We start from the raw sequence: 13,661 nt of genomic DNA on the forward strand, positions 1-13,661 counted from the left end.
CGGGACGGCGGTGGTGAGATGGACCGCATGGATTACGTGACGTTCGGCTCCACCGGCCTTCAGGTGTCCCGGCTCTGCCTGGGTTGCATGAGCTACGGCGAGCCGGGCCGGGGCACGCACCCGTGGTCGCTGCCGGAGGACCACGCCCGGCCCTTCATCAGGCAGGCGCTGGAGCTGGGGGTGAACTTCTTCGACACCGCCAACGTCTACTCCGACGGCACCAGCGAGGAGATCGTCGGCCGGGCGTTGAAGGACTTCGCCGACCGCGACGAGGTGGTGATCGCGACGAAGGTCCACGGCCGGAGGGGGTCGGGACCGAACCGGGGCGGCCTGTCCCGCAAGCACATCATGAGCGAGATCGACGCGAGCCTGCGCCGGCTCGGCACCGACTACGTCGACCTCTACCAGATCCACCGTCTCGACCCGGCCACGCCGATCGAGGAGACGCTGGAGGCGCTGCACGACCTGGTCCGGGTCGGCAAGGTCCGCTACCTCGGCGCCTCGTCGATGTACGCGTGGCAGTTCGCCAAGGCGCTCGGGGTCGCCGAGCGGCACGGCTGGACCCGGTTCGTCTCGATGCAGAACCACTACAACCTGATCTACCGCGAGGAGGAGCGGGAGATGCTGCCGCTCTGCCTCGACGAGGGCGTCGCGGTGATCCCGTGGAGTCCGCTGGCCCGCGGCCTGCTGACCCGCGACCCGGGGGAGCGGACCGCGCGGGCGGACACCGACGAGTTCGGCCGCAAGCTGTACGCGCGTACCGAGGAGCACGACCGGGCGGTGGTCGACGCGGTGGGCCGGGTCGCCGCGCAGCGTGGCGTGCCGCGCGCCCAGGTGGCGTTGGCCTGGGTGGCGCGCCATCCGGCGGTGACCGCGCCGATCGTCGGGGCGACGAAGCCGCACCACCTGACCGACGCGGTCGCCGCGCTGGAGATGGAGTTGACCGACGCCGAGGTGGCGGAGCTGGAGGCGCCGTACGTCCCGCACCCGGTGTCCGGTTTCTGAGCGCTATCGCGAGAACGCCGCCCAGATGTGCTTGGTGGTGGTGGTGGCGTACCAGCCGACGTCGAGCGAGATCGACTGGGCCAGGAAGAGCCCGCGTCCGCCCGAGTCGAGCGGGTGGATGTCGGACAGCTCCGGCACCGAGCTGACGTCGTGGTCGGCCACCTCCAACAGGAAGCAGTCGTCGGTGGCCAGCAGCGTGACGATGGTGGGGGGTCGCCCGTGCCGGAGCGCGTTGCTGGCCAGCTCGGTGACGACGAGCAGCACCATGTGCGGCACCTCGTCCAGATCCTCGCCCTGCACCAGCCCGTGCCGGTTCAACGCCTCGCGCAGCGAGGCCCGCACGTCGCGCAGCTCTTCCGGGGTGTCGAGCACCCACCGCTCCAGCTCGGTGGCCTGCGGTGGCGGCGGCGACGTGCGCAACTGTCCCATGATCTGTCTTTACCCTGCGTAGCGATCTGCTAAGCCCGGCCGGCCCGCGGTCGACGGGGCCGACCGGAGCCGGGGCATCAGCGGCGCATCAGCGCGAACACCCCCCAACCGAGATGTTCGCGCTGGAAGCGGACGTACCGCAGCGGGTCCTCGGTCAACTCCTGCCGCAGCTCCGGGGCCAGCTCGTCGTCCGGGTTGGCGTCCAGCCAGCGCCGCAGGTTCAACCAGTGCGCGGCGGCGTAGCGGTCCCAGCTGTCCTGGTCGGCGAGGACCATCTCGACCAGGTCCCAGCCGCACGCGCCGAAGAGCCGGACCAGGCCGGGCAGGTCGTGGAACTCGTCCCGGGACCGCGCGTGCGAGCCGGTCACGGTCTCGGCGTCGGGTGGGTCCCGCCGCCAGTACGGCTCGCCGACCAGGGCCAGGCCGCCGGGGCGCAGCGCGCGGTCGAGCAGTTCCAACGTGCCGGGGACGCCGTCGCCGATCCAGGTCGCGCCGACGCAGGCGGCCACGTCGACCGGACGTTCCGGAACGTACGCGGCGGCGTCGCCGTGCACGAACCGGACCCGGTCGGCGACGCCCAGCTCGGTGGCGCGGTCCCGGGCGGCGGCGGTGAACACGGTGCTGATGTCGACGCCGGTGCCGGTGACGCCGTGGTCCCGGGCCCAGGTGCAGAGCAGTTCGCCCTTGCCGCTGCACAGGTCGAGCAGCTCCGTGCCGGGCGGGAGCCGGAGCACCCGACCCAGCGTGGCCAGCTTTGCCTCGTCGATCGGGTTGAGGACGCGCAGGTCGCCCTCGCGGATGGTGAAGCTTCGTGGCAGGTCCATCCGCCGGGACGCTAGTTCGGGCCCCGGCGACGGTCCAGGGGATTTCGGGGTGGACGGCCCACACCGCCCCGGCGGGCGAGGTGTCGACCGTACGGATATCTGCTGTGGTCGATGTCACGCTAGCGTGCCGGCACGCCGGCCGTCCCGCCGGCGCTCGGACGGGAGAACCCCATGAAGACACCGTGGAAAGCCGTCACCACCCTCGCCGCCGCGCTCCTGCTGGTCCTGCCCGATGGCGTCGCCGCCCGGGCCGCGAGCACTCCGTACACGAAGGCTCCGGTCGCCGGCACGCTGCGCGCGTACCCGGTCTCCGCCGTCTACGTCGCCGGGGTCTCCTCCGGTGGATACCTGGCCACCCAGCTCCAGGTCGCCTACTCGGCCCGGATCCGGGGCGCGGCGATCTTCGCGGCCGGGCCGTACTACTGCGCGCAGAACAGCGTCCCGCAGGCGCTCTACGGCTGCGGCGACAACATCTACCCCACGTACCTGGGCAACCTGGAGGCGTACACCCGCGCCTGGGCCTCGTCCGGCTGGATCGACGGCACCGGCAACCTGGCCGGCCAGCCGGTTTACGTCTACCACGGCACCAGCGACGCCACCGTGAAGAAATCGGTCACCGACGACCTGGTCCGCTACTACCAGGACTTCGGCGCCGGCGTCCGCTACGACTCCGGCGGTGCGGCCGGGCACTCCTGGGTCACGCCCTACGGCACGGTCGGCTGCACGGCCACCGCCTCGCCGTTCCTCGCCGACTGCGGCACCGACCCGCAGGGCGCGTTCCTCGCCCACCTGCTCGGCCCGGTCGCCGCGCCGAACACCGGCCCGCTCGGCGGCACGCTGATCCGATTCAGCCAGGACAGCTTCGCGGTCAACGGCTGGGCCAACGGGCTGAGCATGGACGGTAGCGGCTTCGCGTACGTGCCGGCCGCCTGCGCCGCCGGCACCACCTGCCGGCTGCTGGTCGCGCTGCACGGCTGCGCCCAGGGGTACGCCCGGGTCGGTACCGCGTTCGTCGACCGGGCCAACCTCAACCAGTACGCCGACACCAACCGGCTGATCGTGCTCTATCCGCAGGCGATCGCCTCCGGAGTCAACCCGAACGGCTGTTGGGACTGGTGGGGCTACCTCGGTGCCACGAACTACCCGATCAAGGGCGGTGCCCAGGTCGAGACCGTCATGAACATGGTCCGTCGGCTGGACGGCTGACCGGCGTGGAAACCCGGTCCGGCGGCCGGGTCTGGGCCGGACCGGGTCACCTGCGGTACGGTCAACTCATGGTCGTCGAGGAACACTGGTGGAACGGCGTCAACATCCCTCGCGGGCGCCGCGACGTCTACATCTGCACCGACGGGCAGCGCTGGCAGGTCCAGGCCCAGATCGGCGGCGCCGCCGGTCGGTCGAAGATCCAGCAGTGCCCGAGTCGCGGTTCGGCGAGCATCCTCGCCGGGGCGTGGCGGGCGAGCGGCACCGGCTGGCGGGAGATGCCCCGCTGATCCGGGCGCGGCGGTCAGTCCCGGCCGCCGTGCACCGCCCGGTCGACGAGTGACGCGGTGGTCGCCCACGCCCACGCCCACGCCCACGGCGGCTGAGCAGGATTGAGCCGACCGCAGGCGGGTACGCCCGGCCGTGGCCGGTGCGGGAGCGGGCGGCGGTGACCAGACCGCCGGGGACAAGGCCGCCGGAGACCAGCGCCTCGCCCGCCGGCTGCGGGCCGTGCCGGCGCTGCTGACGGACCGGTTCCGTCGGGTACGCGCGGGCGCCGGGCTGGCCGCCCAGGCCGGGTTGGCCGCCGGCCTCTCCTGGTGGGCCGCGGACTCGCTGCTGCACGTGGCCCAACCGGTCTTCGCCCCGATCTCGGCGGTGGTGGCGCTCGCCGCCTCGGTGGGGCAACGCCTGCGCCGTACCGTCGAACTGGTGCTCGGCGTGGCGGTCGGCATCCTGGTCGGCGACCTGTTGATCAGCCTGGTCGGGGTCGGCGCCTGGCAGCTCGGCGCCATCGTGGCGCTGGCCATCCTGGTGGCGGCGTTCGTCGGTCGCAGCCCGGCGCTGGTGGTCCAGGCCGGCGCGACCGCGGTGCTGATCGGCACGCTGACGCCGACCATGCCGAACCTCGAAGCGCCCCGGGTGGTCGACGCGTTGATCGGGGGCGGCGCGACGCTGCTGGTGACCGCCGTGCTGCTGCCCCTGAACCCGCTGCGGATCATCAACCGGGCGGCCGGCCCCGCGTTGACGCTGCTCGCCGACCAGTTGGACCGCACCGCCGACGCGCTGCGCGGGCGGGACGTCGAGGCGGCGATCGCCGCCCGGGACCGGCTGCGCGACAACAAGGAGGAGATGGGCGCCTTCGGCGAGGCCGCGCAGGGCGCCCGGGAGGCCGCCACGCTCTCGCCGGTCTACTGGACCACCCGGCAGGGGCCGCTCGGCCGGTACGCGAACTCGGTCGAGCCGGTGGACCGGGCGATGCGTAACAGCGGCACGCTGATCCGGCGGGCGGTCACGCTGCTCGCCGACGGCGAGCGGATCCCGGACGCCATGCCGGCCGCCGTGTCGGGGCTGGCCGAGGCGGCCCGCCGGCTGCGCAAGGAGTTCGCCCGGGGCGTGGCGGAGCCGAGCCGCTGCCGGGAGGCCGCGTTGCGGGCGGTGGCCGAGGCCGGGCGCGCGTACCGGGCCGGGGTGGACTTCTCCGGCGCGGTCGTGGTGGCCCAGGTGCGCACCGCGGCCAGTGACCTGCTGGTCGCCACCGACGTCGACCAGGACGAGGCGAACCGGCTGGTCCGGTCCGCGTTCGGCCCGCTCGACCGGTCGGCGTGACCGACCCGCCCGCGTGCAGGACGCGTCAAGAAACCATCGTCCGGCGTGATGGTCGCGTGATGACCCCTGGGCGTGGCGCTGTCCCCGGGGCTCGCCGAGGCGACGGGTGGCAGCATCACCCCGGAGACCACGCCCGGCGGCGGTCTCACCATGGTGCTGCGGCTGCCCGCCGTCACCGAGTCGGAAGGGCCGTGGGAATGACGCGCATCCTGGTCGTCGACGACGAACCGCAGATCGTCCGCGCGCTGCGGATCAACCTGCGGGCCCGCGGCTACGACGTCGACGTGGCCGGCAGCGGCGCCGCCGCGTTGAAGGCCGCCGCCGGCCATCCGCCGGACCTGGTGGTGCTCGACCTCGGCCTGCCCGACCTGGACGGCACCGAGGTCATCCGGGGGCTGCGCGGCTGGACCACCGTGCCGATCATCGTGCTCTCCGGTCGGGCCGGCAGCGAGGACAAGGTCGCCGCGCTGGACGCGGGCGCCGACGACTACGTCACCAAGCCGTTCGGGGTGGACGAGTTGCTCGCCCGGATCCGCGCGGTGACCCGACGGCTGGCACCCGCCACCCCCGGCGTTCCCGCGCTGCGGATCGGCCGGACCACCGTCGACCTGGCCGACCGCACCGTCACCCGGGACGACGGCACCGAGATCAAACTGACCCCCACCCAGTGGGCGGTGCTGGAGAAGCTGCTGCGCAACCCCGGCAAGCTGGTCAGCCAGCGGCAGCTCCTGCACGACGTGTGGGGGCCGGAGTACCAGCAGGAGACCACCTACCTCCGGCAGTACCTGGCCCAGCTCCGCCGCAAGCTGGAGGACGACCCGGCCCGGCCCCGGCACCTGATCACCGAGCCCGGCATGGGCTACCGCTACCGGCCCTGACGTTTGCGCCGGGCCGCACGGGGGACTCGGCGAGCCGGTCGGGCAGCGGGGGAGGGGCATGGCGGACAACCGGTTCGTGACGCCGCCGCCGGAGGGGTTCGGCCGCCGCCTGGACGAGCACGCCGTCGACGACGGCGCGGCCGAGCCGGAACGGCCCCCCGGGCTGGTCGACAGCGGTGTCTACGTCGACGGTGTCCGGCGCGCGTCGCCGCTCGGCCTCGCCGACACGTTCCGCTGCCTGCAACAGCTCGACGGCGGCATGGCCTGGATCGGGCTGCGCCGGCCGAGCCGGGAGCAGATCGCCTCGCTGGCCGCCGAGTTCCAGCTTCCCGAGCTGGCCGTCGAGGACGCCATCAACGCGCACCAGCGACCGAAGCTGGAGCGGTACGGCCACACCCTCTTCGTGGTGCTGCGCGCCGCCCGGTACCTCGACGCGCGGGAGGCGGTCGAGTTCGCCGAGCTGCACCTCTTCCTCGGCCCCGGTTTCGTGATCACCGTCCGGCACGGCGGCACGCCCGACCTGGCGGCCGTCCGGCGGCGGCTGGAGGCGGACCCGACCGTCCTCGCGCTCGGTCCCGAGGCGGTCCTCTACGCCGTGCTCGACCGGGTGGTCGACGGCTACGCCCCGGTGGTCGCCGGCCTGGAGAACGACATCGACGAGATCGAGACCGAGGTGTTCGGCGGCGACCCGAACGCCAGCCGCCGCATCTACCAGCTCAGCCGCGAGGTGATCCAGTTCCAGCGCGCGGCGCGACCGCTGCTCAAGGTCGTCGAGGCGCTCACCGGCGGCTTCGACCGTTACGGCACGGACGAGGAGCTGCGCCGCCTGCTGCGCGACGTGGCCGACCATCTGACCCAGGTGGTGGAGCGGGTGGACGGGTTCCGGCACCTGCTCCAGAACATCCTCACCGTCAACGCGACGCTTGTCTCGCAGGCGCAGAACGAGGAGATGCGCAGCCTCACCGCGGCCAGCTTCGAGCAGAACGAGGAGGTCAAGCGCGTCTCCGCCTGGGCGGCGATCCTGTTCGCGCCCACCCTGATCGGCACCGTCTACGGGATGAACTTCACCCACATGCCGGAGCTGGACTGGCGGTACGGCTACCTGTTCGCGGTCGCCCTGATGTTCGCCGTCTGCGCGGCGCTCTACCTGCTGTTCAAGCGCCGCGGCTGGCTGTGAGCCCGACCGCCCGGGCGGGGCGCGCGATCGTCCACAGCATCGCGGCGCCGAGCAGCGCGGCGGCGGGCGCGACCACCAGCCCGTATCGGACGCCGGCCGAGACGCCGGCGAGCGCCGAGCCGGCCGCGCTGCCCACCACGAAGGCGGTGCTCACCCAGGCGAACGCCTCGGCCACCGTGCCGGGCTCGGCGAGCCGCTCGGCGGTGAGGAAGACGGCGGTCAGCACCGGCGGCAGCGCCAGCCCGCTGACCGCGAGCAGGCCGGCCATCGGCACCGGACCGGGCGCCAGCAGCAGCGGCAGGAAACCGACGGTGAGCGCGGCGGCCAGCAGCGGCAGCCGACCGGGCCCGCCCGGCCGGACCCGGGTCCAGCACAGGCCGCCGACCAGCGCGCCGGTCGCCTGCGCGGCCAGCAGCCACCCGCTGAGCCGCCGGTCGCCGGCCGCCTCGGCGTAGCCGGTCACCGCCACCGCGATGCTGCCCACCGCCGCGCCGACGCCGACCACGCCGAGCATCATCACCGCGAACCGGGGTACGCGCAGCGGCCCGGCCCAGTGCCGCACCGCGGCCACCCCGCGCCAGGACCGGGCGGCGGGACTCAGCGCGTACACCGCGGTGCCGGCGAGCTGCACCACGGCGGCGGCGAACAGCCCGGCGGCCGGCCCACCGACGGTCACCGCGAGCAGCGTGACCAGCGGACCCACCACGAAGATCACTTCCTGGACGGCGATGTCCAGCGTGTACGCGGTGGGCACCGTGCCCGGCGGCAGCAGCGCCGGCCAGAGCGTGCGCAGGCACGCCTCCAGCGGCGGGGTGCCGAGGCCGGCGACCGCCGCGCCGGTGACCGCGCCGGCCAGGTGCCCGCCGGTGAGCGCCACCGCGCCGAAGCCGAGCCCGGAGATGACCGCCGCCGCCCAGAGCACCGGTGGCTGCCGCCAGCGGTCCACCGCCCGGGCCAGCAGTGGGGTGCCCACCGCCATGCCGGCCGTGTACGCGGCGACCAGCAGGCCGGCGACGGCCAGGCTCAGCGACTGGCGGGCGAAGAGCAGCAGCGCCAGCGGGCCGCTGGCGGTGGGCAGCCGGCCGAGCTGGCTGCCCAGGAGGACGCGGGCGACCTGCGGGGCACGCAGCACCGCCCGGATGGAGACGTCGACGGACATGGGGCATCGCTCCCGGAGTGCGGATCGGGTGGAGGCGTCGGCTGCGTCGCGCGCCTCAGGGAGCGAAGTCGGCCCGGTCGGGATCGTCGCCGTAGAGCGGGAGGGCGGGTGTGATCCACTGCGCGAAGGCGGTCGCCGGGATCATCCGCCGACGTTAACCCATAGGGTGTCGGAATGGTTGACCGGCGGAGCGAGTTGCCGGCCCAGCGGGGGGCGCGCCGTCCGGGCGGCGCGGAACGGGGACTGGCGGCCGGGTGCGCCCGGATCGTCGCGTCCCGGCCGTTCGAGGTCGCGATCGTCGTGCTCATCATGGCCAACGGTGTGGTGCTGGGCATCGAGACGTACCCGCATCCGGATGCGACGGCGGCGGTGCTGCGCGGCATCGAGTGGGTGTTCCGGGTGGTCTTCGTCGTGGAGATCGCCGTCCGGGTGCTCGCGTACGGGCGCCGGCCGCAGGACTTCCTCCGGCACGGCTGGAACGTGTTCGACCTGCTGGTGACCGTCGCGATCTTCATCCCGTGGCTGCACGGCGACCCGGCCGTGCTGCGCTTCGTGCGGGTGGCCCGGGTGCTGCGGCTGGTCCGCTTCTCGCCCGGCCTGCGCACCATCGTCACGGCGCTGTGGCGCAGCCTGCCCGGCGTGGCGGCGTTCCTGGCGCTGGCCGGCGTCACGCTCTACGTCTACGGCATGGCCGGCTGGCTGATCTTCGGCGACCGCTATCCCGAGCAGTACGGCGACATCGGCCGCTCGCTGGTGACGCTCTTCGTGCTGCTCTCCCTGGAGACGCTGCCCGACCTGCTCGAACAGGGCCTGGAGCTGTCGCCGTGGACGCTGCTCTACTACGTCAGCTTCGTGATGATCGCGGTCAACCTGCTGCTGAACATCCTCATCGCCGTCATCGTCAACTCGATGGAGGAGGCCCGGCGGCTGGAGATGACCGAAGGGCTGGCACCGGACTACGACTCCGACGGCGACGGGGTGCCGGACGAGGTGGACCGGATCGCCATCAGTCAGCGCCTGGACGACCTGCGTACGGTCGTCGCCGAGTTGGAGCGGGAACTGCGGATCGACCGGGAGGACGCGCACCGGCGCTGAGGCGTGCCGGACCGGCTGCGCCGCTGTGCCACGGTGGGACGGCTGCGCCGCTGTGCCACGGTGGGACGGCTGCGCCGCTGTGCCACAGTGTGGAGTCGTGGACATGCTCACGGTACGCGGCCTGACCCGGCGGTTCGGACAGTTGACCGTGCTGGAGGACGTGTCCTTCGGCCTGGCCGCCGGCCGGCTCGCCGTGGTGGTCGGGCCGAACGGCAGCGGGAAGACCACGCTGCTGCGGTGCGTGGTGGGCGCGGACCGCCCCGACGCGGGCGAGGTGCTGCTGGACGGCCGGCGCTGTTACGAGACCGATGCCCGGACGCGCGCCCTGCTGGCCGCCGCGCTTGACGACATCGACTTCTTTCCGGACCTGTCCGTCGTGGAGCACCTCGAACTCGTCGCGTACGCCCACGGCGGCTCCGGTGCGACGGTGGCCGAGGTGATCGCCGAGCTGGGGCTGGAGCGCGCCCGCGACCAGTTGCCCTCGACGCTGTCCAGCGGGCAGCGGCGGCGGCTGGCGTTGGCCTCGTGTTTCGTCCGCCCCCGCCGCCTGCTCGTGCTGGACGAGCCGGAGCAGCGTCTCGACGCCCGGGGCCGGGCGTGGCTGGCCGACCGGCTGCTGCGCGAGAAGCGGGCGGGCACGGCCGTGTTGATGGCGACGCACGACGCCGAGCTGGCGGCGGCGACCGCGGACGACCGGCTCGAGATCGGCGGCGGTGCGTGAGCACCGAACTCGACGTCCGGCCGGGCAGCCCGCCCGACGCGCGTCGGCTCCGGGGCCGGCTGCGGCGGACCCGGCGACGCCACCGGGCGGTGTCGCTCGGTGACGTGCTCACCGACGCCTACGTCCTCGTGCTCTTCGCCGGCATGTACGGCTGGGCGATGGTGAGCGAGGTACGCGACTACCTCGGGTCACCGTCGGGCCGGCAGGGTGATCCGGGGGACCGGTACTGGTTCGGGGTCGCCGCCGCCCTGGCCGTCGCCGGGCTCGCCTGGCGGGGCCTGCGGGCGGTGGGCCCGCTGGTGGTGTCGCCGGCCGCGCAGTCCTGGGTGGTCAGCTCGCCGGTCGACCGGCGGGGCTGGTTGTTGCCCCGCTTCGTCGTGCTGCTGGTCGCGGCGGTCGTCGGTGGTGGCCTGGTCGGTCTGGCCGCGGCGGTGGCGACCGGCGCCGGCGGCGCGACCGACCTCGCCGGCTCGGCCGTGGCCGGGGCCGCCTGCGGCACGCTGGCCGTGGCGTTGGCGGTCGTCGCCCAGGGCAGTCCGCGCCGTGCCGGGTGGGCCCGGTTCCTCGACCGAGGGCTGTTCGCCGCCGCCGCCGTGGTGGCGGCGTCGCTGGTCGTGGGTCACCTGACCGGTTTCTCCGTGCCGCCGCCGACGGCGTCCCTCGCCTGGGCGCTCGGGTTCGCGGCGGTGCCGCCGGTCGTGGTGGCCGTCCTCCGGGCGTACCGGGCGCTGCCGTCGGTGGACCGGGCGTCCCTGGTCAGCGGCGCCCAGGTGGCGGACGCGGCGGCCGGCGCCGCGCTGCTGCTCGACCCGTCGTTCCTCACCGGTCTGGTGGAGAGCCGCCGCTGGCGGTCGATAGGCGTGGTGTCGAGTCGCCGGTTCCGCCCGCTCGGCCGGTTCGGCGCGCTGGTGCAGGCCGAGCTGTGGCGTCCGGTCCGCCACCCCAGCGCGCTCGTGGTCTGGGTGGCCCTGCTGCTCACCCTGTACGCGGTCGCGGTGGCGCTGCCCACGCTGGCCGGCCCGGCGCAGGTGGTCCTCGGGTTCCTGGCGGTCGGCCGGTTGACCGGTGGCCTGCGTGCCGTCGGGCGGTCCGCCGGCCTGCGTCGCTCGCTGGGCGGCGGGGACACCGTGCTCAACCTGGCGCACCTGGTGGTGCCGGCGGTGTCCGTGGTGATCTGGTACGCGGTGTCCCTGCCGATGGTGGGCGCCGGCGTCGGCGTGCTCGACGGGGTGCTGGTGCTCGGCACCGTGGCCGCCGCCTACCGGGCCGCCACCCGGCCGACGATGAAGTACGGCGGCGTCGCCGTGGACACCCCCGTGGGAATGATCCCGGTCGATCTCATTCGGCAGGTGGTACGGGGACCGGACGTGGTCGGCGCGTTGGTCGTGGCGCAGCTTCTCTGGGCCTGACCTGGGCCGGCTCGCCATGACAGTTGTGTGAAAAAACGCGACTCGCGTTTCGGCGGCGGGTCGGGCGGGGCACCGAACGAGACGTCAGCCCATCGGAAGAACAGGACGGCTCCCGTGGAAGTTACCGGTTTCCTCACCGCGATCATCATCGGCCTCATCATCGGCGCGCTGGGCCGCCTGGTGGTGCCGGGCAAGCAGAACATCCCGATCTGGCTCACCCTGCTCATCGGTGTGGTCGCCGCGATCCTGGGCACCCTCGTGGCCGGCCTGTTCGGCGTGGACGACACGGCCGGCATCGACTGGATCGAACTGCTGCTCCAGGTGCTCTTCGCCGCGGCCGGCGTGTACATCGCCGCCGGGGCGTACGGACGCCGCCGCCACTGACGTGGAAGGCGGGGCCCCTTGTTAACGCATTCTGCATAACAAGGGGCCCCGCCTAACGGCTACTCCCGCCAGCCGGTCAACTCGACACCCTTGGCGAGCTCCACCCGGAAGCCCAGCGTGATCTCCCCGCGGTCGCCCGGTGCCAGCGACAACCGCCAGGTCAGCTCGCCCAGCTCGGTACGCTCCGCCGGCTGCGGCGCCACCGCCGTCTCGCGTACCACCACCGTCTCGTCGCGGGAGACCGGCAGTTGGTCGCGTACCTCGACCGTCGCCGGTCGCGGCGTGTGGTTGGCGACGGTGATCCGGTACTCCACCTCCCGCCGCCGGGTCGACCCGAGCGTCGCCTTCGTCTCGGTGCGCCGGTGCAGCTTCCGCTCCACCCGCAGCCGGTCGTCCACCCCGAGCGCCAGTTCGGTCTCCTCGCCCGGCGCCCACGTCGGCAGCCGGGTCGCCGCGACGAAGTCGGCGCCGTGGAACACCGCCGCCGGGCCGGGGAGCAGCGTGTGCGCCGACGTGTTGCGTACCGTCGCCCGCAGGTGGGCCTCGGCGGCGCGGACCGGCACGGTCACGTGGTCCAGCCGGGCCGGCAGCTCCAGCACCGCGATGGTGGCCCGGTGCGCGCTGCCGTCGGCCGGCACCGCCAGCGGCCGGGCCGGCCGGTAGGTGGCCGCGCTGACCCCCTGCTCGACCTCCGCGACGCTCTCCCGCAGGCGCGGCTTGGGCGCCGCGGACCGGGCCGGACCGCCGCCGGCCAGCGCCGCGCCGGGAGCCGGCGGCGCCGGCATGTCCGCCGACATCGCGCGCGGTATCGCCGGCCGGAACCGGTCGAGATACCAGGGCGACAGCTCGGGTACGCCGGCAGCCGCCGCCGGCCGGGCGGTGGAGAGCCGCACCTCGCACTCCGGCCAGTCCTCCCCGGTGCTCTGGCTGACCAGCCCGAACCAGGTGACGGTCATGGTGTCGTCGAGCAGCCGCAGATCGTAGGAGGGCGTCCAGCGCGCGCCGTCCACCAGGTAGCTCAGTTCCAGCTCGACCTCGGCGTCGTCGGCTGTCACGTCGACGGTCACCTCGACGGCCAGCCGGTCCGGTGCCCGCTTGTCCTGCGCGGCGGTCAGATCGCGTTCGACCGCGGCCAGCTCCTCGGCCAGCTCGGTCCGACGCCGGTTCAGGCCGCGACGTCGGGCCCGGGAGTCGGCGAGCTGACCGGCGAGCGAGTCGCTGAAGGCCGCCACGTCGGCCGGCGCGGCGTCGCCGGCGGCCAGCGCCCGGGCGTACGTGCCGCCGGCGCGCTCGGCCAGCCGGGTGAGGAACTGCTCGCGCTGCTCCTCGATGCCGTCCGCGTCCTCGGTCCCGGCCAGCTCGTCGGCCAGGTCGCGGCGTCGCTGCTCCAGGCCGGCGACCTGCGCGTCGGTGCTGCGGGCCTGCCGCCACGTGGTCACGTCGACGCCGAGCACGGTGGCCGCGCCCCGGCCGCCGACCCGGACCGAGTCGCGTCGCAGGCCGAGCGGGAGTGGCGCGACGCGTACCCGATGGTCGCCGGCGGGCAGCCGGATGCTGCCGCGGCGGGTGACCCGGGCCCGGTCCGGATAGACGGTGACGCCGACGACGGGTGCCTCGATCTCTGCGGTGTCCACGGCGGCGAGGGTAGTTCAGCGGCGCCCGCGCCGCTCGGGCCCGGTTTTCCGGCGGCGCCGGTGAACCGGAGCCGGGATCGCCGCGTCATGGGGTGCGTCGATCGTCCGGCACCGGGCAAGGCGGGCCGGACCCGA

At 74.1% G+C, this 13,661-nt stretch carries 15 protein-coding genes; 11 read left to right on the forward strand and 4 right to left on the reverse strand.

All coding sequences use genetic code 11. From position 1 onward, the window contains the following. Positions 1–27 precede the first annotated feature (27 nt). Positions 28–1,005, forward strand: a complete 978-nt coding sequence (locus ACLQ2W_RS05030; protein ID WP_425786015.1) for an aldo/keto reductase — start codon at positions 28–30, stop codon at positions 1,003–1,005. A gap of 3 nt (positions 1,006–1,008) precedes the next feature. Here the strand turns inward: ACLQ2W_RS05030 and ACLQ2W_RS05035 are convergent, their stop codons facing one another. Both ACLQ2W_RS05035 and ACLQ2W_RS05040 read right to left on the reverse strand, forming a co-directional pair. Next, a complete protein-coding gene (locus ACLQ2W_RS05035; protein WP_425785397.1) occupies positions 1,009–1,434 on the reverse strand; it encodes an ATP-binding protein in 426 nt (141 codons plus the stop codon). 77 nt (positions 1,435–1,511) lie between these two features. Then, on the reverse strand, positions 1,512–2,258 hold the full coding sequence (locus ACLQ2W_RS05040; RefSeq protein WP_425785398.1) for an SAM-dependent methyltransferase: 747 nt from the start codon (positions 2,256–2,258) through the stop codon (positions 1,512–1,514). A gap of 171 nt (positions 2,259–2,429) precedes the next feature. Here ACLQ2W_RS05040 and ACLQ2W_RS05045 point away from each other — a divergent pair, with 171 nt between their 5' ends. The 6 genes from ACLQ2W_RS05045 (at position 2,430) to ACLQ2W_RS05070 (ending at position 7,124) form a co-directional block, all read left to right on the forward strand. After that, a complete protein-coding gene (locus tag ACLQ2W_RS05045) occupies positions 2,430–3,464 on the forward strand; it encodes an extracellular catalytic domain type 2 short-chain-length polyhydroxyalkanoate depolymerase (protein ID WP_425785399.1) in 1,035 nt (344 codons plus the stop codon). Positions 3,465–3,532: 68 nt separating this feature from the next. Further along, positions 3,533–3,751: a hypothetical protein gene (locus ACLQ2W_RS05050; RefSeq protein ID WP_396856221.1), complete on the forward strand. Its 219-nt coding sequence runs from the start codon at positions 3,533–3,535 to the stop codon at positions 3,749–3,751. 133 nt (positions 3,752–3,884) lie between these two features. Continuing rightward, complete coding sequence (locus ACLQ2W_RS05055) at positions 3,885–5,069, forward strand: FUSC family protein (RefSeq protein ID WP_425785400.1); 1,185 nt, start codon at positions 3,885–3,887, stop codon at positions 5,067–5,069. A 72-nt stretch (positions 5,070–5,141) separates the two neighbouring features. Then, positions 5,142–5,270 carry a hypothetical protein gene (locus tag ACLQ2W_RS05060; RefSeq protein ID WP_425785401.1) on the forward strand — a complete coding sequence of 43 codons (129 nt, stop codon included), beginning with the start codon at positions 5,142–5,144 and terminating at the stop codon, positions 5,268–5,270. Continuing rightward, positions 5,267–5,947 carry a response regulator gene (locus ACLQ2W_RS05065; RefSeq protein ID WP_425785402.1) on the forward strand — a complete coding sequence of 227 codons (681 nt, stop codon included), beginning with the start codon at positions 5,267–5,269 and terminating at the stop codon, positions 5,945–5,947. Before ACLQ2W_RS05060 ends, ACLQ2W_RS05065 begins: the two co-directional genes overlap by 4 nt. Before the next feature lie 58 nt (positions 5,948–6,005). Next, positions 6,006–7,124, forward strand: coding sequence for a magnesium and cobalt transport protein CorA (locus tag ACLQ2W_RS05070; RefSeq protein ID WP_425785403.1), 1,119 nt, complete (start codon positions 6,006–6,008; stop codon positions 7,122–7,124). Here ACLQ2W_RS05070 and ACLQ2W_RS05075 read toward each other — a convergent pair. Next, positions 7,102–8,283, reverse strand: a complete 1,182-nt coding sequence (locus ACLQ2W_RS05075; protein WP_425785404.1) for an MFS transporter — start codon at positions 8,281–8,283, stop codon at positions 7,102–7,104. The two genes, ACLQ2W_RS05070 and ACLQ2W_RS05075, sit on opposite strands and share 23 nt — an antisense overlap. 174 nt (positions 8,284–8,457) lie before the next feature. On the opposite strand from ACLQ2W_RS05075, the gene ACLQ2W_RS05080 reads away from it, so the two are divergent. From ACLQ2W_RS05080 to ACLQ2W_RS05095, 4 genes are all read left to right on the forward strand, one after another. Next, positions 8,458–9,378: an ion transporter gene (locus ACLQ2W_RS05080; protein ID WP_425785405.1), complete on the forward strand. Its 921-nt coding sequence runs from the start codon at positions 8,458–8,460 to the stop codon at positions 9,376–9,378. 103 nt (positions 9,379–9,481) lie between these two features. Then, complete coding sequence (locus ACLQ2W_RS05085) at positions 9,482–10,099, forward strand: ABC transporter ATP-binding protein (RefSeq protein WP_396773142.1); 618 nt, start codon at positions 9,482–9,484, stop codon at positions 10,097–10,099. Next, on the forward strand, positions 10,096–11,508 hold the full coding sequence (locus ACLQ2W_RS05090; RefSeq protein WP_425785406.1) for a DUF6297 family protein: 1,413 nt from the start codon (positions 10,096–10,098) through the stop codon (positions 11,506–11,508). Before ACLQ2W_RS05085 ends, ACLQ2W_RS05090 begins: the two co-directional genes overlap by 4 nt. Positions 11,509–11,622: 114 nt before the next feature. Beyond that, a complete protein-coding gene (locus ACLQ2W_RS05095; RefSeq protein ID WP_107154844.1) occupies positions 11,623–11,892 on the forward strand; it encodes a GlsB/YeaQ/YmgE family stress response membrane protein in 270 nt (89 codons plus the stop codon). 59 nt (positions 11,893–11,951) lie between these two features. Here ACLQ2W_RS05095 and ACLQ2W_RS05100 read toward each other — a convergent pair whose 3' ends face one another. Continuing rightward, on the reverse strand, positions 11,952–13,526 hold the full coding sequence (locus ACLQ2W_RS05100; RefSeq protein WP_425785407.1) for a mucoidy inhibitor MuiA family protein: 1,575 nt from the start codon (positions 13,524–13,526) through the stop codon (positions 11,952–11,954). Positions 13,527–13,661: the final 135 nt, after the last annotated feature.

The sequence above is a fragment of the Micromonospora sp. DT227 genome (assembly GCF_049841835.1).
Taxonomy (GTDB): Bacteria; Actinomycetota; Actinomycetes; order Mycobacteriales; family Micromonosporaceae; genus Micromonospora.